Source organism: Cyanobium sp. Cruz-8D1 (assembly GCF_024345975.1).
Classification (GTDB): Bacteria; Cyanobacteriota; Cyanobacteriia; order PCC-6307; family Cyanobiaceae; genus Cyanobium.
On record NZ_JAGQCD010000006.1, the window covers coordinates 113,703 to 138,836 of the forward strand.

The 25,134-nt window shown below is 67.6% G+C and carries 26 protein-coding genes; 16 read left to right on the forward strand and 10 right to left on the reverse strand.

Annotation, left to right across the window (positions count from 1 at the left end; all coding sequences use genetic code 11):
- Positions 1–7: 7 nt before the first annotated feature.
- The 3 genes from msrA to KBZ33_RS05915 form a co-directional block, all read right to left on the reverse strand.
- Entirely contained in the window at positions 8–745 is a 738-nt protein-coding gene (gene msrA / locus KBZ33_RS05905) for a peptide-methionine (S)-S-oxide reductase MsrA (RefSeq protein ID WP_396108040.1), read from the reverse strand.
- A 25-nt stretch (positions 746–770) separates the two neighbouring features.
- Positions 771–1,049, reverse strand: a complete 279-nt coding sequence (locus tag KBZ33_RS05910; RefSeq protein WP_254951194.1) for a hypothetical protein — start codon at positions 1,047–1,049, stop codon at positions 771–773.
- A gap of 130 nt (positions 1,050–1,179) precedes the next feature.
- Complete coding sequence (locus KBZ33_RS05915; protein WP_254951388.1) at positions 1,180–2,928, reverse strand: ABC transporter ATP-binding protein; 1,749 nt, start codon at positions 2,926–2,928, stop codon at positions 1,180–1,182.
- 71 nt (positions 2,929–2,999) lie between these two features.
- Between KBZ33_RS05915 and KBZ33_RS05920 the strand changes: the two genes are divergently transcribed.
- The 12 genes from KBZ33_RS05920 (at position 3,000) to KBZ33_RS05975 (ending at position 15,369) form a co-directional block, all read left to right on the forward strand.
- Positions 3,000–3,308 carry a DUF3288 family protein gene (locus KBZ33_RS05920; protein ID WP_254951192.1) on the forward strand — a complete coding sequence of 103 codons (309 nt, stop codon included), beginning with the start codon at positions 3,000–3,002 and terminating at the stop codon, positions 3,306–3,308.
- A gap of 190 nt (positions 3,309–3,498) precedes the next feature.
- Positions 3,499–4,539, forward strand: coding sequence for an anthranilate phosphoribosyltransferase (gene trpD, locus KBZ33_RS05925; protein WP_254951190.1), 1,041 nt, complete (start codon positions 3,499–3,501; stop codon positions 4,537–4,539).
- On the forward strand, positions 4,536–5,762 hold the full coding sequence (carA, locus tag KBZ33_RS05930; RefSeq protein WP_254951188.1) for a glutamine-hydrolyzing carbamoyl-phosphate synthase small subunit: 1,227 nt from the start codon (positions 4,536–4,538) through the stop codon (positions 5,760–5,762). The genes trpD and carA overlap by 4 nt, the downstream gene beginning before the upstream one ends.
- Positions 5,763–5,831: 69 nt before the next feature.
- Positions 5,832–6,215: an STAS domain-containing protein gene (locus KBZ33_RS05935; protein ID WP_255011592.1), complete on the forward strand. Its 384-nt coding sequence runs from the start codon at positions 5,832–5,834 to the stop codon at positions 6,213–6,215.
- A 16-nt stretch (positions 6,216–6,231) separates the two neighbouring features.
- Positions 6,232–6,639: a Mini-ribonuclease 3 gene (locus KBZ33_RS05940; protein WP_254951386.1), complete on the forward strand. Its 408-nt coding sequence runs from the start codon at positions 6,232–6,234 to the stop codon at positions 6,637–6,639.
- A complete protein-coding gene (gene rlmB, locus KBZ33_RS05945) occupies positions 6,636–8,432 on the forward strand; it encodes a 23S rRNA (guanosine(2251)-2'-O)-methyltransferase RlmB (RefSeq protein ID WP_254951184.1) in 1,797 nt (598 codons plus the stop codon). Before KBZ33_RS05940 ends, rlmB begins: the two co-directional genes overlap by 4 nt.
- Before the next feature lie 60 nt (positions 8,433–8,492).
- Entirely contained in the window at positions 8,493–8,744 is a 252-nt protein-coding gene (locus KBZ33_RS05950) for a DUF1816 domain-containing protein (protein ID WP_254951182.1), read from the forward strand.
- Between the two features lie 44 nt (positions 8,745–8,788).
- The gene (gene gatA, locus KBZ33_RS05955; protein ID WP_254951180.1) at positions 8,789–10,261 is read left to right on the forward strand and encodes an Asp-tRNA(Asn)/Glu-tRNA(Gln) amidotransferase subunit GatA; all 1,473 of its coding nucleotides are present in this window, start codon (positions 8,789–8,791) and stop codon (positions 10,259–10,261) included.
- A 73-nt stretch (positions 10,262–10,334) separates the two neighbouring features.
- On the forward strand, positions 10,335–10,766 hold the full coding sequence (locus KBZ33_RS05960) for a nuclear transport factor 2 family protein (protein WP_254951178.1): 432 nt from the start codon (positions 10,335–10,337) through the stop codon (positions 10,764–10,766).
- Positions 10,733–11,185 carry a hypothetical protein gene (locus KBZ33_RS05965; protein WP_255011594.1) on the forward strand — a complete coding sequence of 151 codons (453 nt, stop codon included), beginning with the start codon at positions 10,733–10,735 and terminating at the stop codon, positions 11,183–11,185. The genes KBZ33_RS05960 and KBZ33_RS05965 overlap by 34 nt, the downstream gene beginning before the upstream one ends.
- A 148-nt stretch (positions 11,186–11,333) precedes the next feature.
- The gene (locus tag KBZ33_RS05970; protein ID WP_254951174.1) at positions 11,334–11,783 is read left to right on the forward strand and encodes a hypothetical protein; all 450 of its coding nucleotides are present in this window, start codon (positions 11,334–11,336) and stop codon (positions 11,781–11,783) included.
- Between the two features lie 70 nt (positions 11,784–11,853).
- A complete protein-coding gene (locus tag KBZ33_RS05975; protein WP_254951172.1) occupies positions 11,854–15,369 on the forward strand; it encodes a DNA polymerase III subunit alpha in 3,516 nt (1,171 codons plus the stop codon).
- Here KBZ33_RS05975 and KBZ33_RS05980 read toward each other — a convergent pair.
- The 3 genes from KBZ33_RS05980 to ruvA all read right to left on the reverse strand — a co-directional run bounded on the left by KBZ33_RS05980 (position 15,349) and on the right by ruvA (position 16,759).
- The gene (locus tag KBZ33_RS05980) at positions 15,349–15,762 is read right to left on the reverse strand and encodes a PAM68 family protein (RefSeq protein WP_254951171.1); all 414 of its coding nucleotides are present in this window, start codon (positions 15,760–15,762) and stop codon (positions 15,349–15,351) included. The genes KBZ33_RS05975 and KBZ33_RS05980 overlap by 21 nt on opposite strands.
- A gap of 10 nt (positions 15,763–15,772) precedes the next feature.
- Positions 15,773–16,042 carry a 30S ribosomal protein S15 gene (gene rpsO / locus KBZ33_RS05985; RefSeq protein WP_254951169.1) on the reverse strand — a complete coding sequence of 90 codons (270 nt, stop codon included), beginning with the start codon at positions 16,040–16,042 and terminating at the stop codon, positions 15,773–15,775.
- A gap of 63 nt (positions 16,043–16,105) precedes the next feature.
- Positions 16,106–16,759 (reverse strand): Holliday junction branch migration protein RuvA, encoded by a 654-nt coding sequence (gene ruvA / locus KBZ33_RS05990; protein ID WP_254951166.1) that lies wholly within the window; start codon positions 16,757–16,759, stop codon positions 16,106–16,108.
- Positions 16,760–16,781: 22 nt separating this feature from the next.
- Between ruvA and KBZ33_RS05995 the strand changes: the two genes are divergently transcribed.
- On the forward strand, positions 16,782–17,267 hold the full coding sequence (locus tag KBZ33_RS05995) for a hypothetical protein (protein ID WP_254951164.1): 486 nt from the start codon (positions 16,782–16,784) through the stop codon (positions 17,265–17,267).
- On the opposite strand, the gene KBZ33_RS06000 is transcribed toward KBZ33_RS05995, so the two are convergent.
- The gene (locus tag KBZ33_RS06000; RefSeq protein WP_254951163.1) at positions 17,209–18,624 is read right to left on the reverse strand and encodes a cation:proton antiporter; all 1,416 of its coding nucleotides are present in this window, start codon (positions 18,622–18,624) and stop codon (positions 17,209–17,211) included. The genes KBZ33_RS05995 and KBZ33_RS06000 overlap by 59 nt on opposite strands.
- Before the next feature lie 20 nt (positions 18,625–18,644).
- Complete coding sequence (locus KBZ33_RS06005; protein ID WP_315859146.1) at positions 18,645–19,562, reverse strand: DMT family transporter; 918 nt, start codon at positions 19,560–19,562, stop codon at positions 18,645–18,647.
- 145 nt (positions 19,563–19,707) lie between these two features.
- Between KBZ33_RS06005 and dnaG the strand changes: the two genes are divergently transcribed.
- The 3 genes from dnaG to KBZ33_RS06020 all read left to right on the forward strand — a co-directional run bounded on the left by dnaG (position 19,708) and on the right by KBZ33_RS06020 (position 23,152).
- Entirely contained in the window at positions 19,708–21,807 is a 2,100-nt protein-coding gene (gene dnaG / locus KBZ33_RS06010) for a DNA primase (RefSeq protein ID WP_254951160.1), read from the forward strand.
- Between the two features lie 72 nt (positions 21,808–21,879).
- Entirely contained in the window at positions 21,880–22,878 is a 999-nt protein-coding gene (locus KBZ33_RS06015; RefSeq protein WP_254951158.1) for a sensor domain-containing diguanylate cyclase, read from the forward strand.
- Between the two features lie 13 nt (positions 22,879–22,891).
- Positions 22,892–23,152, forward strand: a complete 261-nt coding sequence (locus tag KBZ33_RS06020) for a hypothetical protein (protein WP_254951156.1) — start codon at positions 22,892–22,894, stop codon at positions 23,150–23,152.
- 91 nt (positions 23,153–23,243) lie between these two features.
- Here the strand turns inward: KBZ33_RS06020 and KBZ33_RS06025 are convergent, their stop codons facing one another.
- Both KBZ33_RS06025 and KBZ33_RS06030 read right to left on the reverse strand, forming a co-directional pair.
- Positions 23,244–24,074 carry a hypothetical protein gene (locus KBZ33_RS06025; RefSeq protein WP_254951154.1) on the reverse strand — a complete coding sequence of 277 codons (831 nt, stop codon included), beginning with the start codon at positions 24,072–24,074 and terminating at the stop codon, positions 23,244–23,246.
- A 488-nt stretch (positions 24,075–24,562) separates the two neighbouring features.
- On the reverse strand, positions 24,563–25,134 hold a 572-nt coding region (locus tag KBZ33_RS06030; protein WP_254951152.1), incomplete at its 5' end, for a transposase.

Below are 25,134 nucleotides of genomic sequence, written 5' to 3' on the forward strand. Positions count from 1 at the left end.
GTAGCGGTCAGACGAGGGCGATCGGCGCATTGTCGCCGCGAAGGACGCAATGGGGGATGGCCCAGTCATAGCTTTCCCACACGGAGGCGGGAAGGAGGTAGCTGGCACCGGGATACGTGCCGAGGCTGAGGCCCGTGGGCTGGGCGGAGCAGTAAGGACGGCTTCCGGGCTTGGCCAAGTACTGCTGGTGGTAGGGCTCAGCGACGTGGAAACGTCTGCCGGAGCCGATCTCGGTGGTGATCCTTCCCGCGCCGGCGCTATCGAGGGCCTCCTGGTACGCCTGGCGGCTGGCTTCGGCGAGGGCCAGCAGCGTGGGGTCGTCCACGAAGATGGCGGATCGGTACTGGCTGCCCCGATCGTTTCCCTGGCGGTTGCCCTGGGTGGGGTCGTGGCACTCCCAGAAGAGCTTGAGCAGATCGGCGAAGGAGATCCGGGCGGTGTCCCACACCACCCGCACCACCTCGGCGTGGCCGCTGCGGCCGCTGCAGACCTGCTCGTAGCTGGGGGAGGCGAGCTGGCCACCGGCGTAGCCCACCGCGGTGGTGATCACTCCGGGAAGCCGCCAGAAGCCCTTCTCCGCTCCCCAGAAGCAGCCGCAGCCGAACTGGGCTTCCGCCTGGCCCGCCACCACTGGGGCCGCCAGGGGGGTGCCGAGAACCGCGTGGGTTCCTGCGGCCAGCGTGGCGCCGTTGTCAGGGGCCGGGTTGCTGCTGTCGCTCGAGGGGCTGTTGAAGAGGCCGAACAAGGTTGTTGCCGTCAGGACTCCAACCCTAGGAAGCGCCCTGATGATCCTGTTGCGGCACCAGGGCGATGTGGTTCAGCAGGGTGGTGATGAAGGCAAACAGCAGAAACGGCAGCGACAGCACCAGGATCAGGCCCACCCCCACCAGGGCGAACAGGGGACGGCTCGCCCCCATCAGGGCCAGACCCGCCGCCAGGCTCACAAAGATCACGGCCATCCAGATCAGGACCTGGGCGTAGATGTCGCCGAAGGTCAGGGTGCAGCGAACGTTGAGCGGCTGGCTGAGGGGTGACGGGGTGGGGGCCATGGGGACGGCGTGGCAGGCGGTGATGAAACCACGACCTTTCCAGGTAAGCCCAGCCATGGTCCCTGGACCGAGTAACTCAACATCTGTTTGAAACCAGGTGACCCATCCGGCCCTCAAGGGCCCAGCCGGTTCAAGCGGTCTGCAACTGACGCACGGCTTCCTCCCGATCCCAGAGGCGGCGGTAGGTGCCCTCCTGCTGCAGCAAGTCGGTGTGGTGGCCCTCCTGGACGAGGTGACCCGCTTCGAGCACCAGGACGCGGTCGCAGGCCGCCGCGGCCGAGAGCTGGTGGCTGATCATCAGCACCGTGCGCCGCTGCTCCTCGCGCACTGAGCGCAGGATGCCCGCGGCGGTGGTGTTGTCGACGCTGGCCAGGGCGTCGTCGAGCACCAGCAGGGGGGCCTCCACCAGCAGCGCCCGCCCCAGGGCCGTGCGCTGGCGCTGGCCGCCGCTCAGGGTGATGCCCCGCTCTCCCACCAGGGTGCGGTAGCCATCGGGGAAGCCCTTGATGTCCCCCTCCAGCCGGGCCTGGCGGGCGGCCTCCTCCACCCGCTCCATGCCCGCTTCGGGATCGCCGTAGCGCAGGTTGTCGGCCAGGCTGGCGGTGAACAGGTAGCCCTCCTGGGGCACCAGGGCCACCTGCCGGCGCAGATCGCTCAGTCGCAGCCTGGTCACGTCGACGCCGTCGAGGAACAGCTGGCCGGAAGGCACCTCCACCATCCGGCCGAGGGCCCGGGCCAGGGTGGTCTTGCCGCAACCCACCGGTCCCACCACCGCCACCAGCTCACCGGGGTGGATCGCGAAGCTGAGGTTCTCCAGGGCCGGCCGCTCCGCCCCCGGGTAACGGACCGTGAGCCCCTTGGCCCTGACGGCCCCAAGGGCCGGCCTCCCAGGGGGCAGCGGATCAGAGGGCGACACGATGGCCGGGGGGTGGTTGAGGAGGGCTTCCACCCGCTCCAGGCTCACTTGACCGGTCTGGAAGGTGTTGAGGGTGAAGCCCAGCAGGGCGGTCGGGAAGACCAGCCGCTCCACGAACAGGATCAGGGCCACCAGATCGCCGATGCTGAGCCGCCCGCTTTCCAGCTGGCCGCTGCCCAGCGCCAGCAGCAGCAGCAGGCTGAGGGAGGCGATGCCTTCCAGCAGCGGGAAAAGGGTGCTGCGGGTGCGGGCCAGGGAAAGCTGGGCATCGAGATAGACCTTGTTGAGGTCGGCGAAGGCCTTTTCCTCGGTGGCCTCCTGCCCGTAGATCTTGATGGCGCCGATGCCGCTGAGGTCCTCCTGGACCAGGTCGCTGAGGTTGGCCAACACCTCCTGCTGGCGGCGCTGCTGTTTCATCATGCGGCCGCCGAACAGACGCACCACCATCAACATGCCGGGGTAGAGCGATACCGCCGCCAGGCTCAGCAGCGGGTCGATCGCCAGCATCGCCGGCAGGGTGAGGGCATAGGCCAGCACCGTGTTGGTCAGGCTGAGCAGGGCGAAGCCCAGCAGGCGCCGGATGTTCTCGACATCACTGGTGGCCCGGCTGATCACCTCGCCGCTGCCGGTGGTCTGCACCCAGCCGGGGTCCTGGGTGAGCACGTGGTCGAAGATGCGCTCCTTCAGGCTCGCCTCCACCTGCCGGCCCACCCCGAACACGAGCATCCGCGAATAGAGGCGGGTGGCTCCCATCACCGTGGCCATCACGATGATCAGGCCGGCCACGCCCAGCACATCCGCCATCACGAAGCCGGGCTTGAGCGCATTGATCGTCTGCCGCACCACCAGAGGAATGGCCACCCCCAGCAGGTTCACCACCACCAGGGCACCGGCCCCCACCAGCACCGTGCGCCTGTGCGGTCGGAGATAGCGCCCGATCAGATCCAGCCGCAGGGCGCTCATGCAGGAAGGGAGGGGCATCAGAGTCCCCTAACCTAGGCATCGCTCCCCAGGGCCCACGGGCCGCCCGGGCCATGGACGACCAGAATCATCCCCTCCATGCCAGCGACCGGGAAACGGTCGACCGGCTCCTGGCGATGGAGCGTCCACAAGACGAGCACCTGGTGGATGCGGCCCGGCTGCAGATGCGTTATCGGGGCTTTCCTGGCGCCACCGACATCCGCGACGACCTGGAGCGGATCCTGAAACTCTGGGGTCTGGACGCCGAGGCGCTCCACGGCCGCACCCGGGCCATCTGGGCGGCCGGATTCCGGCCCGGCGCTGCTCCGGTGGCCGAAGCGGTGGGTTCCGGGTTTGACACCGCCTCCGACGACGCGGGCTGACGCTGGGAGTGCCGTTTTTCAGTCTGTTGGTCAGAACGGCTCCGCACAGGCGATAGTGGGAACGTCCCCATCACCCGGCCCGCGTGCTTTGCACACGGGCTTTTTTTTGGGCAGAGGGCGGCCTGACCAGGCCTGGGCCAGCAGGTGGCCGGGGTCCCTTAAGTTGCCGCTGACGGTTCAGCGTTCGGTGATGCCTGCTTTCCCCGCCTGGCCCCAGCTGCTGGAACAGCTGCTGTGTGGCCAGGACCTTCAGGCCGACCAGGCCGAGTCCTTGATGCGGGGCTGGCTGGCCGGCGCCATTGATCCGGTGCTGACGGGTGCTCTGCTGGCGGCCCTGCGGGCCAAGGGCACCAGCGGCGAGGAACTGGCCGCGATGGCTGCCGTCCTGAGGGAGGCCTGTCCCCTGCCGGGGGAGCGGCCCCAGCTGGAGCTGATCGACACCTGCGGCACCGGTGGCGCCGGTGCCGACAGCTTCAACATCTCCACGGCCGTGGCCTTCACGGCGGCCGCCTGCGGGGCCCATGTGGCCAAGCACGGCAACCGCAGTGCCAGTGGCCGCGTCGGATCGGCCGACGTGCTCGAGGCCCTGGGACTGCACCTGGGGGCCCCCCTGGCGACGGTGGTGGAGGCTCTGCCGCGCACCGGCGTGACCTTCCTGTTCGCCCCGGGCTGGCACCCCGCCCTGGTGGGGATGGCCCCCCTGCGCCGCAGCCTCGGCGTGCGCACCGTCTTCAACCTGCTCGGACCGCTCGTCAATCCCCTCACTCCCGAGGCCCAGGTGCTGGGGGTGGCCCGTCCCGACCTGCTCGATCCGATGGCCGATGCCCTGCGTCGCCTCGGTCAGCGGCGCGCGATCGTGGTTCATGGCCATGGCGGCCTGGATGAGGCCACCCTGTCCGGTCCCAGTGAGCTGCGTCTTCTGGAGGACGGCGTGGTGCGCAGCGACTGGCTCGATCCCGCTGAGCTGGGGCTGGCGCCCGCCGATCTGGAGGCCCTCAGGGGCGGGGATGTGGCCGCCAACCAATTGATTCTGGAGTCGGTCCTGCAGGGACGGGGCACCCGGGCCCAGGCCGATGTGGTGGCCCTCAACGCCGCCCTGGTGCTCAAGGCGGCGGGGCTGGAGCCCTCGATCGCCACGGCCCTGGCCCGGGCCCACCAGGCCCTGGCCGATGGCAGCGCCTGGGCCAGGCTGGAAGCGCTGCGGGCCGCCCTGTCGGGGTCTGAAGGATGATCGGGTTCCCTGCCGACGCCACCCTGACCACCCCACAGGAGGCCCCCGCTGCGCCCAGCAGCACCACTGACGCGGCTGCGCCCAGCAGCACCACAGACGACGCTGCGGCTGTGCTCGTGCTGGCTGATGGCACCGTGCTGCGGGGCCTGGCCTGCGGGGCCCGTGGCAGCGTCTGCGGCGAGGTGGTCTTCAACACGGGCATGACCGGCTACCAGGAGGTGCTCACCGATCCGAGCTATGCCGGCCAGCTGATCACCTTCACCTACCCGGAGCTCGGCAACACCGGCGTCAACGGCGAAGATCTGGAGGCGGACCATGCCCATGCCCGCGGCTGCATCGTCCGCCAGCTCTGCCCCCGGCCCAGCAACTGGCGTTGCGAGGAGACCCTCGACCACTGGCTGAGTCGTCAGGGGGTGGTGGGCCTCCGGGGTGTCGACACCCGTGCCCTCGTGCGCCACCTGCGCGAGGGGGGCGCCATTAATGGTGCCATCGCCAACGACGGCACCGACCCGGCCACCCTGCTGCAGCAGGTGCTGGCCACCCCGGCCATGGATGGCCTCAACCTGGCGGCCAGGGTCAGCACCAAGGAGCCCTACACCTGGAGCCGCACCTGCGCGGCCCGCTTCGACACCAGGCTCCAGCCGCGTCCCGACCGTCCTTATCGGGTGGTAGCGATCGATTTCGGCATCAAGCGGGCCATCCTTGAGCGCCTGGTGGCCCATGGCTGTGAGGTCACCGTGCTGCCGGCCGACTCGAGCCTGGACCAGGTGCTGGCGCTGCAGCCGGAGGGGGTGTTCCTCTCCAACGGCCCCGGTGATCCGGCGGCGGTACGCGAGGGGATCGCCCTCGCCCGCGACCTGCTGCAGCAAGCGCAGCTGCCGGTCTTCGGCATCTGCCTCGGCCACCAGATCCTCGGACTGGCCCTGGGTGGCCGCAGCTTCAAGCTCGGCTACGGCCACCGGGGCCTCAACCACCCCTGCGGCTCACCCGGCTCGGTGGAGATCACGAGCCAGAACCACGGATTCGCCCTTGAGGCGGCCTCCCTGCCGGCCGAGCGGGTGCGGATCACCCACCACAACCTCAACGACCACACGGTGGCCGCCCTGGCCCTGCGCAGCCAGCCGGTGTTCGGCATCCAGTACCACCCGGAGGCCAGCCCCGGACCCCACGATGCCGACCACCACTTCGCCCGGTTCACGGCGCTGATGGCGGAACGCCGTTGAATCGGCATGTTTCGTTGCGGTTCCCTGATTCGGGATAGGGGTCTCTACAGTTCCACGCGTTCAACACCTTTGAGGACTGGGGCCATCACCGACCTGCAGCGACTGACCGTCTCCCTGAGAGGGGGCAGCGAACGGCGGGAAGAGTGCCTGCTGTTCAGTTTCACGGGCCAACTGGACGCCTATTCCGACAAGCAGTTCACCGAGTTCATCAGCGACCGGCACAAGGGGGACAACCTCCCGGTCGTCATTGACCTCAGCCGCATCGACTTCCTCGACTCCTCCGGACTCGGCGCCCTGGTCCAGCTGGCCAAGCTGTTCAACGAGAGCTCCCGTCAGTTCCTCGTGGTCGGCAACGCCCGCGTCGTCCAGACTGTCAAGTTGGTGCGCCTGGAGGCTTTTCTGCACCTGCAACCCGATCTGGAGTCCGCCCTTGGCAGCCTCGCCCCCGCCTGAGGGGCCCGGCCACTGGTTGGCTTCCGTCTCCACCCAGGCACCAGCCACGCCCCTGGCCACCGCCCAGCTGGCCTGGTTGGGGGATGCGGTCTGGGAACTGCACCAGCGCCTGCGCCACTGCCGGCAGCCGGCGCGGGCGGCCGACCTGCACCTGGCCGTGGTGGCGGAGGTGCAGGCGGAAGCCCAGGCGGAAGCCCTGCGGCGTCTGGATCCCCTGCTGAGTGAGGCGGAGCGCCGCCTCGTGCTGCGCGGCCGCAACCAGGCGGGACGGGGTCCCCGCCGCGGCACCCCCCGGGCTTACGGGCAGGCCACGGGATTTGAGACGATGCTGGGATGGCTTTTTCTGCAGGACCCCAGACGGCTGGCTGAGCTGCTGGACCATCTCGAGAAGACCGAACCCTGTCCCCCCTCCGCCAGCCCATGAGTCCCTCCCCTGACCGCCGCGGTGATCGCCGCCCCGACCGGCGTCCTGATCGTCGCCCTGATTCCGGTGCCGACCGGACCCCCCGCCGCCTCGGCTCCGGCGCCGGTGGCCGCCCCATCAGCCGCGGTTCCGGCACCGCCCGCCCCCGTCGCCCCGGCGAGGCCTATGGCCGTGACAAGCCCCCCTTTGAGCGGGAACGGGGCGGCGAGCGAGGTGGCGAGCGCGCTGGCGAGCGGCCGGGTGGCCCCGACCGTGCGGCCGGCAACCCCTACGGCCGGCGCCCCTACGAAGGCCGCCCCGGTGCCGATCGCCCCGACAACTCCGGCGGCGGCGCCGGTCGTCCGACCCGCGAACGGCGCGGAGGTGATCGCATCATTCCCGCCCGCCCCTCCTTCGGCCGCCCCGTCCCAGGCCGCGGTGGGGCCGGACGACCGAGCTCCGGCCGTCCCATCCCGTCGCGGTCGGCTCCGGCCCGCCGCGGACCAGCGCTGTTCCGGGACGCCGACCAGGCCCCACGAACCTTCCAGGGACGCCGTGGTCCGGATCGGCCGGAGTCCGACGGCTCCGATGTCGATTTCCGTGGCGCCGCCGACGCGTTTGCCGCCGCCGCCCCCAGTGACCTGATCTGGGGCCGCCACACGACCCAGGCCAGCCTGGAGAGCGGCCGGCCGATCCACCGGGTGTGGTGCACGCCCGAGATGCGTTTCAACCCGCGTTTCCTGCAGCTGCTGCGGGAGGCGAAGTCCTCCGGCGTGCTGGTGGAGGAGGTGACCTGGGCGCGCCTGGGCCAGCTCACCGGTGGCGCGGTGCACCAGGGCATCGTGCTGCAGCCCGCCGCTGCCGAGACCCTCGACCTGACCAGCCTGATCGAAGGCTGCCGCTTGATCGGTGAGGCCCCCCTGCTGATCGCTGTCGATGGCCTCACCGATCCCCAGAACCTCGGGGCCATCGTCCGCAGCGCCGAGGCCCTCGGTGCCCACGGCATGGTGCTGCCCCAACGCCGCAACGCCGGCCTTACCGGCTCGGTGGCCAAGGTGGCCGCCGGGGCCCTGGAGCATCTGCCAGTGGCCCGGGTGGTCAACCTCAATCGCTCCCTGGACACCCTCAAACAGGAGGGTTACCGGGTGGTGGGTCTGGCGGAGGAGGGCACAGTCAGCCTGGAGGAGGTGGACCTGAAGGGCCCCCTGGTGGTGGTCACCGGTTCGGAAGGGGATGGCCTGTCGCTGCTGACACGCCGTTCCTGCGACCAGCTGGTGCGTATCCCCCTGCGGGGCGCCACCCCGAGCCTGAACGCCTCGGTGGCCACGGCGCTGCTGCTCTATGAAGTGGCCCGTCGCGGCTGGATGCGGGGCCTGACGGGCACCGCGCCCGCCCCCAGGATTGTGCGCCCCTCGATGCCGGCGCCGCCCGATCCCGAGCTGCCGAGCGAGCCTGAGCGGCCAATCCAGGATGGGCCCGAAGCCACCACCCTGGAGGTCGCGACTCCAGAGCCATCCAGCGACGATCTGCCGTTTGAGTCCGAGGACCTCCAGCCCGTGGAGTTTGAAGCCACCGCCATCGAAGCCACCGCGATCGAAGCCCCTACCGAGCCGCCCGTCTGGCAGCACCAGGAATCACCTGGAGACAGTGAGCCGGAACCGACCGTGGACAGCGCAATGGAGGCGATGGCCGAGCCGACCGCCAGCGGGACGCTCGCTGGGCCCCCTCTGGAATCTCCCCAGGAGGACTCCCTGGAGACGCTTCCCTACCTGCCCGTGAACGCCCCAGGCTTCGAGGGTGACATCCGCCTCTGATTCCGCCGGGGGGCTGGCCCCAGCCGCCCCCCAGAATGGCTACAACGCCACCCCTCCTCCATGAATCCACTGCTCTGGCCCACGCGCGGCATCGCCAATGGGTTGGGCCTGGCCTGGTGGGCGCGGGTGGAAACCCGCTCCCCCGACGCGGTGTACTGGTTCGGCCCGTTTGTGCGCCGGCAGACGCTGGAGCGGGCTCTGCCCGCCTTCCTCGACGATCTGCGGGCGGAGTCACCGGCCTCCCTGGAGCACCAGTGCCTGCGCACCGGCCGCAGCGAACCCTTCACCGAATCCGCAGATCTGGCCGACTGATTCTGGCCGACTGATAGCGTCCATCGCAGCTGGCTAGCGGTTGGATGGGCATCGCCGAATGGCGGGAGCAGCTTCGGTTGGGCGAGGTGTCGGCCCGGGAGCTCACGGATCGCCACCTGGCGCGCATCGCGGCGGTGGACCCCACCGTGCATGCCTTCCTGGAGGTGACCAGCGAGCGGGCCAGGGCTGATGCCGACCGCATCGATGCGGCCCGGGCGGCGGGCGAGCCCCTGCCCCCCCTGGCCGGCATCCCCCTGGCCATCAAGGACAACCTCTGCACCAAGGGGATCCGCACGACCTGCTCCAGCCGCATGCTGGAGAACTTCGTTCCCCCCTACGAGTCCACGGTGACCAAGCGGCTCTGGCAGGCCGGTGCTGTCCTGCTGGGCAAGACCAATCTCGATGAGTTCGCCATGGGCAGCTCCACCGAGACCTCGGCCTTCGGCGCCAGCCGCAACCCCTGGAACCCGGATCGGGTGCCCGGGGGCAGTTCCGGTGGCAGCGCGGCGGCCGTGGCCGCCGGTGAGTGCATCGGCGCCCTGGGCTCCGACACCGGCGGCTCGATCCGCCAGCCCGCCAGCTTCTGCGGTGTGGTGGGTCTCAAGCCCACCTACGGCCGGGTGAGCCGCTGGGGACTGGTGGCCTTCGCTTCCTCCCTCGATCAGGTGGGTCCGTTCAGCAGCAGCGTCGCCGATGCCGCCGAGCTGTTGCAGGTGATCGCCGGGGAGGATCCCCGTGATGCCACCTGCCTGAAGGCGCCGGTGCCCGATTACGCCGCCCAGCTGGAGACGCCCATCGCCGGGCTGCGGGTGGGGCTGATCCGCGAGTGCTTCGACCAGGAGGGTCTGGATCCCGCGGTGAAGGCCTCGGTGCTGGCGGCCGCCGCCCAGCTGGAGGCCCTGGGCTGTGAGCTGGTGGATGTGAGCTGCCCCCGCTTCAACGACGGCATCGCCACCTACTACGTGATTGCCCCCTCGGAGGCCTCCGCCAACCTGGCCCGTTATGACGGCGTCAAGTATGGCTTCCGGGCACCGGCCACCGAAGTCGGCAGCGATGGCCTGGCGGCGATGACCGCCCGCAGCCGGGCCAGCGGCTTCGGCGAGGAGGTGCAGCGGCGCATCCTGATCGGCACCTATGCCCTTTCCGCCGGCTATGTGGACGCCTACTACCGCAAGGCCCAGCAGGTGCGCACCTTGATCCGCCGCGATTTCGACCGCGCCTTCGAGACCGTCGACGTGCTGCTGACCCCCACCTCGCCCACCACCGCCTTCCCCAGCGGCGCCCACGCCGGCGACCCCCTGGCCATGTACCTGGCCGACCTGCTCACCATCCCTGCCAACCTGGCCGGACTGCCCGCCATCAGCGTGCCCTGCGGCTTCGACGCCCAGGGCCTGCCGATCGGCCTGCAGCTGATCACCGGCGTTCTTGAGGAGGCGAAGCTGCTGCAGGTCGCCCACCAGTACGAACAGGCGGCGCTTGTGATGCAATCTCGGCCTGCGGCGGAGCTGGTGGCCTGAGCAGGGCTCACCCCTCAGCCGGAGGGGCCTGGAGGCTTGTGCCTAGGGTTGTGCTGATCGGGCATCGCCGACCATGCATGCGAACGAAGCGGCGATTCGAAACGTGCTCGATCAGTGGGCCGAGGCCACACGGGACGGCCGGCAGGACGACGTTCTCGCCCACCATCAGGACGATCTGGTGATCTTCGATGTCCTCTCGCCGCTGCGGTACACCTCGGCGGCGCAGTACCGGGACAGCTGGGAGTCCTGGCAGCCGGACGTCCGGGGCGCGGTGCAGTTCGCCTTGCAGGATCTCGCTGTTGAGGCCGGAGCGGATGTGGCCTATGCCTTCGGCCTGCTCCAGTGCGGGGGCACACTCCCCGACGGACAGACATTCAGCGATACCGTGCGCATCACCTTCTGCCTGTGCAAGCGGAGTGGCCAATGGAAGGTCGCCCACCAGCACGTCTCCAGACCCGTCGAACGGAATGGATGCAGCGTTCCATCGCCAAGGAGCCACGGATGAAGCGACGCCTGGCCGTCCTGCTGCTCTTGATCGTCGCGGCACCTGCCGTCTGGGCGGATCAGGGCCATGTCCGCTGTCTGAGATCCATTGGCCTCACAACTCCCCTGAGACTGCAGCTCGGCATTTTGTCTGACAGCAATGACAGGGGCTACGTTCTTTACCAGGGCGGCAGTGGGCGCATTCCCCTGAAGTTGTTGAAGGTGACTGAATTGAGAAGGGTGTACGGAGGAAGACCATCGGAGTTTGAAACCCAGTGGATTGAAATGTCCCCCAATGGATCGGGAGGACGCTATGTCTATGTCAATCAAGGTGCCATCATCGATGACTTTCGATACATCCGCAAGGATGGAAGGGTCTTCAAGTTCGTGGATGACCTTGATGCCTTCACTGACGATGGATGCACATGGGCCGCCCCCTAGGGCGGAGTCCCCGGGCCTAGCCAGGCCGTTGCATCCCATCGGCCACGGATCCGCCGCATCGATCGGCCAACGGTGCCCTGCGGCCTGACTAGAGAGACGTATGGATAACCCCAACCTTTCGAATCGGCAGAACAGGACTTGGCTGGCCGTGCTGTCAGCGGTGGTGTTGATGGTGGCCGGTTTCGCCATCCTCAACAAGCAGCATCAGCAACGGCTTCAGGCCGAGGCCCGGGTCCAGGCCGCCCAGGATCAGGCCAACCGGGAATCGATGCAACGGATGCAGGGCGAATTGGCCCTCCACAATGAATTGGAGTCCGCCTCGCAGCGGGAGGCCGCTCTCCAGCTGCAGCTCAAGGAGATGGACGCGGGGGCAAGCCGCCTTGAGGTGGCTGACGGCGTGCAGCAGGCCAAGCGCCAGCAGGCGGAACGGGAGCTTCAGGAGCTGCGCACCCAGCGAGCCAAGCTGGAGAAGCAGGTTGACTGCGAACGCATTCAGTTGACGGTGAACCAGCTCAGCGCCAAGGGCGACACCGATCAGGCCACCAAGCTCCAGAGCCTGTGGGCCGCACCTTGCCCCAACCTCCAGGCGGCCCGATAGGCGGGGCACCAGATCTGGTGGTTCGCCGGTAGGGTGGACGCACCCTGTGGTGGCGCTGCCCTCCGACGCCGTGGCCTTCGTTCCGCTCCACAACCACAGCGACTACAGCCTGCTGGACGGGGCCTCCCAGCTGCCGGCGATGGTGGAGCGGGCGGTGGCTCTGGGCATGCCGGCCCTGGCCCTCACCGACCACGGGGTCATGTACGGCGCGATCGAGCTGCTGAAGCTCTGCACCAAGGCAGGCATCAAGCCGATCATCGGCAACGAGATGTACGTCATCAACGGCTCGATCGAGGATCCCCAGCCGAAGAAAGAGCGCCGCTACCACCTGGTGGTGCTGGCCCGCAACGCCGTCGGCTACCGCAACCTGGTCAAGCTCACCAGCCTCAGCCATCTGCGCGGCATGCGCGGCCGGGGCATCTTCGCGCGGGCCTGCATCGATAAATCCCTGCTGCGTCAGTACAGCGAAGGCCTGATGGTGGCCACCGCCTGCCTGGGCGGGGAGATCCCCCAGGCGATCCTGCAAGGACGTCCCGACGTGGCCCGGGAGGTCGCCGCCTGGTACCGGGAGGTGTTCGGTGACGACTTCTACCTGGAGATCCAGGACCATGGCGGCCTCGAGGACCGCATCGTCAACGTCGAGATGGCCCGGATCAGCGCCGAGCTGGCCATTCCCCTGGTCGCCACCAACGACGCCCACTACCTCACCAGCAACGACGTCGAGGCCCACGACGCCCTGCTGTGCGTGCTCACCGGCAAGCTGATCAGCGATGAGAAGCGCCTGCGCTACACGGGCACCGAATACATCAAGAGCGAGGCGGAGATGGCCCAGCTCTTCGCCGACCACCTGGAGCCGGAGGTGATCGCCGCTGCCATTGCCACCACCGCCACGGTGGCCGCGAAGGTGGAGGACTACGACATCCTGGGGCGCCAGCAGATGCCCCGCTTCCCGATCCCCGAGGGCCACACCCCGGTGAGCTATCTCAGTGAGGTGAGCCACCAGGGACTGCGCCGTCGCCTGTCCCTGGCCGACGACGCCCCGATCGATCCCGGCTATGGCGAGCGGCTCGCCTTCGAGCTGCAGGTGATGGAGCAGATGGGCTTCCCCACCTACTTCCTGGTGGTCTGGGACTACATCCGCTTCGCCCGGGACCAGGGCATTCCGGTGGGCCCGGGGCGTGGGTCGGCCGCGGGCTCGCTGGTGGCCTACTCCCTGGGGATCACCAACATCGATCCGGTGGAGCACGGCCTGCTGTTCGAGCGCTTCCTCAACCCGGAACGCCAATCGATGCCTGACATCGACACCGACTTCTGCATCGAGCGCCGCAGTGAGGTGATCGATTACGTCACCCGCCGCTACGGCGAGGACAAGGTGGCCCAGATCATCACCTTCAACCGCATGACCTCCAAGGCGGTGCTCAAGGACGTGGCCCGGGTGCTCGACATCCCCTATGGCGAGGCCGACCGCCTGGCCAAGCTGATCCCCGTGGCCCGTGGCAAGCCCGCCAAGCTCGCCGAGATGGTCGGCCCTGAGTCGCCGGCGCCGGAGTTCCGCGAGAAGTACGAGAACGATCCCAAGGTGCGCCACTGGGTCGACCTGGCCCGCCGCATCGAAGGCACCAACAAAACATTCGGTGTCCATGCCGCCGGGGTGGTGATCGCCGCCGACCCCCTCGATGAATTGGTGCCCCTGCAGCGCAACAACGACGGCCAGGTGATCACCCAGTACTTCATGGAGGACGTGGAGGCGATGGGTCTGCTGAAGATGGACTTCCTGGGCCTCAAGAACCTCACCATGATCGAGAAGACGCTGGATCTGGTCGAGCAGAGTGTCGGCCAGAGGATCGATCCGGACGCCCTTCCCCCCAACGACGAGCAGACCTACGCCCTGCTGGCCCGGGGGGATCTGGAGGGCATCTTCCAGTTGGAATCCAGCGGCATGCGCCAGATCGTCCGCGATCTCAAGCCCTCCTCCCTGGAGGACATCTCCTCGATCCTGGCGCTCTACCGGCCGGGCCCCCTGGATGCGGGTCTGATCCCCAAGTTCATCAACCGCAAGCATGGCCGCGAGGCGATTGATGTGGCCCACGTCAAGCTGGAGCCGATCCTCAAGGAGACCTACGGGATCATGGTCTACCAGGAGCAGATCATGCGGATTGCCCAGGATCTGGCGGGCTATTCCCTGGGTGAAGCCGATCTGCTGCGGCGGGCCATGGGCAAGAAGAAAGTGTCGGAGATGCAGAAGCATCGTCACCAGTTCGTCAGTGGGGCCAGCGAACGGGGCGTGGATGCCGCCATCGCCGAGGCGCTGTTCGATCAGATGGTGATGTTCGCCGAGTACTGCTTCAACAAGAGCCATTCCACCGCCTACGGCGCTGTCACCTACCAGACCGCCTACCTCAAGGCCCACCATCCGGTGGCCTACATGGCGGCCCTGCTCACGGTGAATGCCGGTACCACCGACAAGGTGCAGCGTTACATCGCCAACTGTCAGGCGATGGGGATCGAGGTGATGCCACCGGATGTGAATGCTTCCGGTATCGACTTCACGCCCGTGGGCAAGAAGATCCTCTTCGGCCTCTCGGCCGTCCGCAACCTCGGTGATGGCGCCATCCGCCAGTTGATCGAGGCACGCTCCAGCGGCGGTCCCTTCCTGCATCTCGCCGATCTCTGCGACCGGATCCCTGGCCAGCAGCTCAACCGCCGGGCGATCGAATCACTGATCCACTGCGGTGCCCTCGATGGCCTTGAACCCAAGGCCAACCGTGCCCAGTTGATGGCCGATCTTGATCTGGTGCTCGACTGGGCCAGCTCCCGCGCCCGCGACCGGGCCAGCGGCCAGGGCAACCTGTTCGACCTGTTCGGCGCTACTGAGGACGCCGCTGCCGTGAAGGCTCCCGCGCCACCACGGGCCGCTGCGGTGGCCGATTACCCCCCCACGGAGAAGCTGAAGCTGGAAAAGGAGCTGCTCGGCTTCTACATCTCCGACCATCCCCTGCGCCAGCTGTCTTCCCAGGTGCGCCTGCTCACGCCCATCGGCTTGGCCAATCTCGAGGAGATGGCCGACAAGGCCAAGGTGAGCGTGGTGGTGATGGTGAGCGAGATCCGCCAGGTGACCACCCGCAAGGGGGATCGCATGGCCGTGCTGCAGCTGGAGGACCTCACCGGCGCCTGCGAAGCCGTGGTGTTTCCCAAGAGCTACGCCCGTCTGGCCGACCACCTGATGGTGGATGCCCGCCTGCTGCTCTGGGCTGGCGTCGACCGCCGCGATGATCGGGTGCAGTTGCTCGTCGACGACTGCCGCAGCATCGAGGATCTGCAGCTGGTGATGGTGGAGCTGGCGCCCGAGCAGGCCGGCGATATTGCCGTGCAACACCGGCTGCGTGAATGCCTCACCCGCCACCGCCCCGGCCAGGAGGAGGCTGGCGTGCGGGTGCCGGTGGTGGCCCTGGTGAAGCAGCAGAACGAAACCCGCTTCGTCCGCCTGGGCGGCCAGTTCTGCGTCGCCGATGCGCCGGCGGCCGTCGAGACGCTCGCCTCGGCCGATTTCAGGGCCTGGCTGCGCTCACCCCTGGGGGCTGCCTGATCCGGAGCTGCCCTGGCGCATGGCCCGCACCGAGGACCGGACCCGGCTGATGTTGACGCCGATCTGCTCGATCCCCAGCAGGCTGCCCGGGGCGTCTTCCCAGCTGGCGGAGAGCACCCCATAACTGAGACCCAGCAGGCCTAGCACAAAGAAAGCGCCGGATCCCACCAGGGTGAGGCCGGGAGGGATATCAGCCACGCCGCGGCTGACCAGCAGATAGCTGACCACGAAAACCCCCATGCCCAGGACCGTGGGGGTTCCTGTGGCGATGGCGATGCGCCGCACCATGCGGTTGGCCACGGCCTCAGGGATCACCTGTTGGCGTGGGGCCTTGGCTGGTGGCCCGCTGGCAGAGGGCGCCGCGAAGGATTTCGGCTTTGGCCGACGGGCCATGGGACGAGCCTCAGCCGCGGATGCCGAGTGTCTTGATCAGTTCGGCGTAGCGGGTCTCGCTCTGGGCGCGGAGATAGCCAAGCAGGCGCTTGCGGCGGCCGATCATCTTGAGCAGCCCCTGGCGGGAGGAGAAGTCGTGGATGTTCTTCTGCAGGTGGCCACTGAGTTGCTGGATCCGCTCGCTCAACATCGCCACCTGCACTTCCACCGAGCCGGTGTCAGTGCCGTGGGCCTGATGGGAATTGATCAGTTCCTGTTTCTGGGTGGTAGTGAGCGGCATGGGCGGATCTGGGCCCGAACGGTGCAAACCAACACCTTAACGCGCGGCCCGTTGCCCCTCCCTTCAAGCCACGGCGCGGGACAACCAGCGCAGGCTTTCGCGGATCCAGTCGTCGGCGCTGGCGGACCCATCGATCCCGGCGGCGGCGACGGCCCGTAGGGCCCGGTGGATTTCCAGGGGCTCGTAGCCGAGCGCCACCAGGGTGATCTGCACCTCGTCGCGGCAGGGGGCTGTGGGGCCGCCCGCTGTGTCGGCGCCGCTGACCTCCTCCTCCTCAAGGGGATCCACCAGGCCGGCGAAGCGCTCCTGCAGGCGGAGCCGCAGCTCCACCGAAAGCCGTTCGGCCGTGCGCTTGCCCACCCCAGGCGCCAGGCAGAGGCTGCGCAGGTCGGCGTGGACGATGGCGCGCACCAGGTCCGGCACCTCCAGGGCCCCGAGCAGGCCCAGGGCCATCTGGGGCCCGACGCCGCTCACGGCCACCAGCTCACGGAACAGGTCCCGTTCCTGGCGGGCGGGGAAGCCATAGAGCGTCCAGCCGTCGTCGCGGATGCTGTGGTGCACGTGCAGACCCAGGTCGCTGCCCACCTCGGGCAGGCGTTGCCACTGCCGCAGGGTGAGCTGCACCTCGTAACCCACCCCCTGGCAGATCAGCAGGGCCCCGCAACGGTGAGCCTGCTGCCATGGTTCGGCCAGTCGCCCCTGCAGCCAGCCGATCATGGTGAGACGTGCGTCAGCCCCCATGCTGCCCCTCCTGCCTAGCCCCCCGGGCCGTTCCCGGTCGCTGCCAGCCTTGGTGCTGGCACCGCTGCTGGCCCTGGTGCTGTTGCTGGGGGGCTGCACCAGGGTCGGCCAGCCCCCCAGGGGCGTTCTGCTCGACGCCCTCTCCCTGCAGATCCAGCTGACGCAGGGGGCCATTGCTCGCGCCCTCGATCTGGAGGCTGGCGGTCTGCCGGAGGTGAGCCGGGTGCGGGTCGAGCAGCAGGAGGCCGTTGCCATCGGCGAGGGGCGGGGCCTGCACCTGAGCGGCCGCTTCGACTGGCGGCTGCCCGGGGATGCCATCCGCGTTGACAGCCCCTTCGAGCTCTATCTGCAGCGTGGTGCCAGGGGGGAGAGCTGGCGACTGGCACGCCCCAGCGGCAGCAGCGACGGCAACAGCCAGGACTGGATCACCGATCCCCTGCCGCTATTACGGCCACGGCCACTGGCGCCTCCTCGTCGAGCTTGAGCCAACGGGCCACGTGCGGCAGGGTGAGGCCCTGCACCAGCAGGTTGATCACCACGACGCAGAAGACGATGCCGCCGGCGTTCTGCAGCAGGGACGGCACCGTGGCCGGGTCGATGCCCCGCACGCGGGGGATGGCGTCGACCATCTCGAAACTGAGGGCGAGGGGCACGGCCCCCCGCAGACCGCACCAGGACACCAGCAGCGAATCCCGCAGGCTGAAGGGCGAGAACCGCTGCAGCAGCAGCACACTTGCCGGCCTGGCCACCAGCATCATCGCGAGGGCGACGACGATGCCCTCCGGCAGCGCCGGCAGCAGCTCCAGCGGATGGACGCTCAGACCGAAGATCAGGAAGACGGTGATTTCGGTCATGGTGTTGAACGGCAGCAGGGTCTGCTGCAGGGCCTCCGGTGTGATCCGTTCATTGCTGTAGTTGTGGTTGCGCAGCATCAGGCCCGCCACGTAGGCACTGATGAAGCCGGAACCGCCCATCAGTTCCGCCACGCCGTAGGAGATCAGGCCGATGGCGATGCCCAGAATCAGCAGCTGGTTGCTTTCCCGCACCAGCCGGTTGAGGCTGAAGCGTCCCAGATAGCTCACGCAGACCCCGATCAACAGACCGGAGCCGATCTTCTGCAGGAAGGTCTGCAGCTCCACCACCACCACCTGCTGCCCGCCGCTGGCCCCATCCAGGGTCGTCAGGCCGATCACCAGCCCGAGAAACAGGATGCCGGTGGGATCGTTGACAGAGGATTCGAACTGCACCAGGGCCGAAAGCCTGCCTGGGATCGCTCGTTGCACCAGTTGCAGGACGTTCATCGTGGCCCCGGCGTCGGTTGACCCCAGACAGGCGGCGATCAGCATCGCCACGGCCACCGGCATCTGCCGGAAGCCGAGTTGGATGCCGGCGGCATCGGGGGAGGCCACGAACCAGATGATCAGCCCCAGCATCAGGCTGGAGAGAATCACGCCTCCCACCGCCAGGATGATGCCGTATTCGAGGAAGCCGCGAATCGAGCGGATATCGGTTTCCAGTCCGGCGTTGAACAGCAGGATCGACAGACTCAGAACCTGCAGTCGCAGGATCGTGTCATGGCTGAACAGGGTGACGGAGGGGTTGATCAGCAGGCCGAACAACAAGACGCCGAGAATCGCCGGCACCCCGATCTTCAGCGAAAAGCGACTGATCGCCAGGGTGCCGAGAAAGATGCCGCCGATGGTCAGCATCATCAGCGGCAGGGGGACGATGCCTGGAGAGATCGGCGGCCGGATCAACGGCGTATCCGCCCCCTGACTGAAGCCGGCGACCATCGTGGCCAGCCAGGAATGGACGGCACCAGGCAGGGGGATCAACAGCAAGGGAACCCAACCTGGCGGCGTCATCGTAGGGGGCTGTTCTGAGCGGATGGCTTGGCTCCAGCCAGCCCCGGCGCCTGGCCCAGACAGATCAACGTGGCGATCAGAATCAGGCCCGCCCCGATCGCCGTCGCCAGATCAATGGATTCACCGAAGATCCACCAACCCCAGAGGGCGGCGAATCCCACCTGCACGTAGCTGATCGCCGTGGCCCTGGCCGCCGGCAGCTGGCTGAGGGCCCGGGTCAGTCCCACCTGACCCACCTGGGTGAACACCCCCACCCCCAGCAACCAGAGCAGTTCGCCCGGTGTCGGCAGCACCGGATCGAGCAGCACCAGGGGCAGGCTCATGGGAACCGCCACGAGCGGAAAGTAGAAAATGATCACCGCCGGGTGTTCGCTCTCGGCCAGGCTCCGCACACTCACATAGGCCACCGCGGTGAGCAGGGCGCCGGCCACCGCCACCAGCACCCACGTTGCCGGCAGAGCGGAGCTCGCCGCCGTTGGCTGGGCCACCAGCAGCACCCCCAGCCAGCCCAGCCCCATGGCCAGCAGCACCCGCCGCCCGAGGCGCTCGCCCAGGAGCAGCCAGGCCAGCAGCGCCGTGAAGGTGGGGTACAGATACTGCAGCACCGTGGCGGCGGCCAGGGGCAGATGGACGACGGCGGTGTAGACGCAGAAGAGGGCGGCACTGCCCACCAGACCCCGCAGCACCAGCAGCCCCCGGCGCCGGCCCCAGGGATCGACACCGAGCCTTCGGGCCATGCCGTAGCTGAGGGCCAGGCTCACCAGGGCCCGGGCCAGCACCACCTCGGCGATCGGCAGCCGATCGCCCACCTGCTTGACCCCCACCACCATCAGGCTGAAGGCCAGGGCGCTGAGCACCATCCAGCCTCCAGCCTGGAAGGCGGCTCCGGAGGCTGGATGGGGCGCTTGGTTCACCCGACGATCTCCATCTGTGGTGTCAGGCCCCAGAATGGGAGCACGTTCACCACCACCGATAGGGTCGGCGTCGCGTCGGCCATCCCCCCTCTCGCCCCGGCTCTCCTCCACCCTGCTCGCCCCGTCCTGCCTTGAGCCTGCACTCTTGAGCCTTCCCCGTCTCCACCCCCGCACGATCGAGGCCGTCAAGGAGCGGGCCGACATCGTCGATGTGGTGGGGGAGCACGTGGTGCTCAAGAAGAAGGGCCGTGAATTCGTCGGGATCTGCCCGTTCCACGACGACAAATCGCCGTCGATGACGGTGTCCCCCGCCAAGCAGTTTTACTACTGCTTCTCCTGCGGGGCCGGCGGCAACGCCATCAAGTTCCTGATGGAGCTGCAGCGCACCAGCTTCAGCGAGGTGGTGCTGGATCTGGCGCGCAAGTACCAGCTGCCGGTCGAGACCCTCGACGGCCCCCAGCAGGAGCGGCTGCGCCAGCAGCTCTCCCGCCGCGACCGCCTGCACCGGGTGCTGGCCCTGGCGGCAGGCTGGTTCCAGGGCCAGCTGCGCTCTCCCGAGGGGGCCCCAGCCCTCACCTACCTGCGCCAGAGCCGCGGCCTCAGCGAGACCACCCTCGAGGCGTTCCAGCTGGGCTACGCCCCGGCCGGCTGGGACGGTCTGCTGCAGCACCTCCAGCAGGTGGAGGGCCTTGATGCCGACCTGCTGGAGGCGGCCGGTCTGGTGGTGGCCCGCAAGGGGGGCGGCGGCTTCTACGACCGCTTCCGCGACCGGGTGATGGTGCCGATCCGGGATCGCCAGGGCCGGGTGATCGGCTTCGGTGGGCGGGGTCTGGACGGGGCCGAACCGAAGTACCTCAACTCGCCGGAAACGGAGGTGTTCGAGAAGGGCAAACATCTGTTCGGGTTGGATCGGGCCGCCGACGCCATCCGCCGCGACGACCGTGCCGTGGTGGTGGAGGGCTACTTCGATGTCATCGCGCTGCATGCCGCCGGCATCACCAACACGGTGGCGGCCCTCGGCACGGCCCTCAGCTCCAGCCAGATCACCCAGCTGTGCCGCTGCTGCGACGGCCGGCGGCTGATTCTCAACTTCGACAGCGATGGGGCGGGCATCCGCGCCGCCCAGCGGGCCATCGGCGAGGTGGAGCAGCTGGCGCTGCAGGGCCAGCTGGAGCTGCGGGTGCTGCACCTGCCGGCCGGCAAGGACCCCGACGAGTTTCTGCAGCAGCACGGCCCCGGGGAGTACCGCTCCCTGCTCGACCAGGCCCCGCTCTGGCTCGACTGGCAGATCGAGCAGGTGTTCGAGGGCAAGGATCTGGCCCGGGCCGACCAGTTCCAGCAGGCCGTCTCCGCTCTGGTCCAGCTGCTGGGCAAGCTGCCCCAGTCGGCGGTGCGCAGCCACTACCTGCAGCAGGTGGCCGAGCGCCTCTCGGGCGGCCAGGCCCGGCTGGCCATCCAGCTGGAGGAGGACCTGCGTCAGCAGGTCAAGGGGCAGCGCTGGCATGGCCGCTCGCTGAAATGGGAGCAACCCGGCGAGGTGGGGCACAGGGAGCGGGCCGAGGCGGAGATCCTGCGCCTCTACCTCCATTGCGCCCCCTGGCGCGGCGTGATCCGCGCCGAGCTGCGGCGCCGCGAACTCGATGACTTCGCCCTCCAGCACCATCGCCAGCTCTGGGCGGCGATCGGAGAGTTGGAGGAGGACAACCTCGGCGCCGGTCGGCTTGAGGCGATCAACCGGGGTACCGATCCCGGCCTGGATCTGGCCGATCTCGATCTGCCCCGGTTGCTGGGCGACCGGTTGCTGGGCGACCGGTTGCTGGTGGAGCAGAGTGCCCTGCTCGGCCGGCTCACCCCCCTGCTGGAGCCCAGCGAGGTGCAGCGCCTCGGCCTGGCCCATCCGCCGCTGCAGCTGCGTGGCGCCACGGCGTCGCTGGAACGCCAGCGGGTGCTGCGGCGCTGCCGTCACCTGCTCGATGCCTGGTCGAGCCAGCGGCTTCAGACCCTGGAGCACTGCATCGCCCGGCTGCTGGAGGAGGAGCGCCAGGCGCCCCCGCCAGCCCCCACCACTCCGGCGGCCGGCAGCGGCCTCGACATGGAGACCCGCATCCATGAGCTCTTTGCTGCCCTCAACGGCGATGCCCTGCGCTTCCAGGAGGCCTATTACAGCGAACGCCGCTACCTGAATCAGCTGGATGACGGCCGCCGTGCCGGTTACGAGGAGACCCTGGCGGTGCCGGCGGCCTGAGGCCTGGATCCGCAGCAGAATTCGCTTGCCAGCGCCCGATCTGACTAGATTTTCCGTGGATGCAGGCTTGCCATGGCTCCCTATCCGGCTTATCCGGTTCCCGCCGACGAGGACCAGCGGCTCCGTGAGCTGGAGCGCTACGGCATCCTCGATGCCGACAGTGACGAGCACTTCGATCGCATCCTGGATCTGACCGCGGCCCTCTTCCAGACCCCCATCGTGGCCCTCTCCCTGGTGGAGGCCGATCGGCAGTGGTTCCTGGCCAAGCGGGGAATCGAGGTGCGCGAAACCCCCCGGGAGATGGCCTTCTGTTCCCACGCCATCGTCCACGACGAGGTGATGGTGGTGCCCGATGCCCGTGCCGACGAGCGCTTCCGCAGCAACCCCCTGGTCTTCGCCGATCCCCACATCCGCTTCTATGCCGGGGCGCCCCTGCAGACCCCTGAGGGCCACAACCTCGGCACCCTCTGCGTCATCGACCGGGAGCCCCGTGATCTCAGCCCGGAGCAGCGCGAGCTGCTGCACCGCCTGGCCCAGCTGGCCATGCGTGAGCTGGAGCTGCGGCGTCTGGCCCACCTCTGCCCGGTCACCGGCCTGCCCACCCGTCACACCTTCCTGACCATCGGCGAGCGGGAGTTAGCGCGTGCCCGCCGCGACCAGCACCCCCTGTCGCTGCTCCTCTTCGATGTCGACAATCTGCGCCTGATCAACAACCGCTGGGGCCATGCCGCCGGCGATCAGGCGCTCACCGATGTGGTCCAGTTGGCCCGCACCTTCCTCCAGGACGAGGACTTCGCGGCCCGCCTCGGGGATGGCGAGTTTGCCCTGCTGCTGGTCGGCATCGAGCGCGATCAGGCCATGGCCCTGGCTGACGGCCTGCGCACCGCCGTCGCCCATCTGTCTGGTGTCCACACCCATTCCGACTTCCACCTGCACATCAGCGGTGGCCTCACCGTTCTCTCTCCTTCTGATCGCCACTTCACCGACCTGATCCAACGGTCCGAACGGGCGCTCGAGCTCGCCAAGGGCAACGGCCGCAACCAGATCGCCTGTTTATTTCATGACCTCTGACGCTGCAGCCGCGATGGGTTTTTACGAAGTGTTCTGGCACGGTGAAGCGATTGGTGATGCCGGCGATCTTGACGAAGCCCTGGCCAGCTATGGCGTGGTGAAGCCCGAGGATGGCGATTGGGCGGCCGCCTGCGGCGAGGCCGAACCCGAGATCCAGCGCTATGCCTCCTTCGAGGCCTTTCTCGACAATGACGAGGCGCTGGACACGATTCCCGTGACCGCCGCGATGATTGAGGCGGCTGTGGCGCAGATGCCACCGGCGGCCTCCAGCTGAAGGCCGACGGACGCCGGACTTGATACCCATCGCCCATAAAAAAAAGCCCCCTGGATGGGGGGGGCTTGCCATGGTGGGCTTGGCCTGAAACTCAGGCCGCCGTTGCGGTGGCACCGAGGCGGCGACGCAGCTTGCGGCTCCAGCCGAAGGCAGCGGCGGCACCGAAGAGGGGCAGGGGACCAGGGACAGGGGTGCTGAAAGCGTTGCCGTAGACGAAGTTGGGCGGCGCAGTAGTCGGGCTATTGGTTGTGAAAATGCCAAGGCCAGCTGAGAATAGACTGTTAGAAGCTGTCGAACCTGACAGCTTACCTCTGATTTTAGCACTGGTGAAGGTTTGAACTCCCACAGAAGAAAGATCAAGGGGAATTGTATTGATCAGTCCAGCAGTAGCCATTCCAAAGGCAGGAATATTTGGACCCGTCAATTTAAAATTTGCCGATTTGAAGGCTGTTCCGACCCCAAAATTCTGTCCGGCACCATTGACACTGAAGTCGCTGATGCCTTGGCCGGTTTGAGGTGCAAAGCCTGGATCCGACGTCTGCTGCCAGATGCTTATGGTGTCATTGAAGGCAACAACATTAGGGTTCCCAGGGTCGCTAAAGAAATTTGCATCAATTGTTCCTACAACAAACAGCTCAACATCCGAGAACGATAGTGTTCCTGTGCCAATGTTGGCGATTTGAAGGCTGTAGTCGTTGATGACGCTAAAGCTGCCAGGAGTGGTATTGAAAAGATTGCTGAAATCAATTTCAAAAGTGTCGCCTACCAGTACGGGGGTGAATGGCCCGCTGGGAACAATATTGTTGATGATGCTGCTGGCATCAATGCCCTGGACGCTCACCGTGGCGGCGGATGCCGGCTGGGCCACGCCCATGCCCACGCTCGCGATGGCCGCCAGGCCGCCCACGCTCAGCAGGGTCAATGGTCGATGAAAAACCTTTGAGGTGGCAAGCATTTCGAGTCATTTGTGACACAAGCGCTAAAAATTTACCATGCCTGATGCATGTCAACAGCACTTTCATCCCTCGCCAACCGAGGCTGAGTCTAAGGTTAAGGAAGGTTGAGCTTGAAGTGGAGCCCGAGGTATCTTCGTTCGCTGCTCTGCTATATCAAAAGACTCCTCACGTGCTCAATGCCAGCAATGGTCCTCCCGGACCCCGCAGCCTGCCGCATATCGGCAGCTCAGCGCCGGCTCGTTGCTGATTGTGTGAGAAACTCATAGAGCGATTGGTTAGGAGTTTGCGGAAAAACCGTCTAAGCAGTCGTGTTTTCCCATCTCCGAGCTGATTTCTCGGTGATTTCGTCAGATGGGTTCAGTTCGAGCGCTCAGACAGCCCGATTTCGCCGCATTTTGACTGTTTTGGCAGCCCGTCTGCTTCCGTTTGCGCACACCTTTGGGCCTCTGGTGGTTCATGCTGCCGCCATGGTGGGCCTCAGCAAGTTGCCCAGTCGGATCAGGTTGTAGGCGATCACGTGCAGACCGAACACGGCGCTGACGTTCTCCTGCCCACGCAGCTTGAACTGGCGCAGCCCGCCGAACGCCTTGATCCAACCAAACACCTTTTCGATCCCCCGGCGGGCATTGATCGACTTGGCGTAACCCACGTGGCGGGTGGTGCGGGCATCGATCGCTGAGCCACCGCTGCGGGCAGTGTTCTGCGCCACGTGCGGCGTCACGCCCAGGCGTCGCATCTCGGCGACGAACCCTTTCGTGTCGTAGTTCTTGTCGGCGCCGATCGTCTTCTGGTGGGCACCAGCGCAATCGGCAGCCATCTCCTGGGCGGCATCCCGCTCACCGGTGCCCGTGGCCTTTGTGACGCGGCAATCCACCACAAGGGCGTGGCGGTTCTCCATGAGCACATGGCCCCGGTAGCTCAGCTGCGCTGGATGGGCTTTGGATTTCCGGGCCAGCAGCGCGTCGGGATCCGTGCTGGAGCGGTGGGTCTCGTTGCTGAGCTTGATGCCGCGAAAGTCACCCTTGG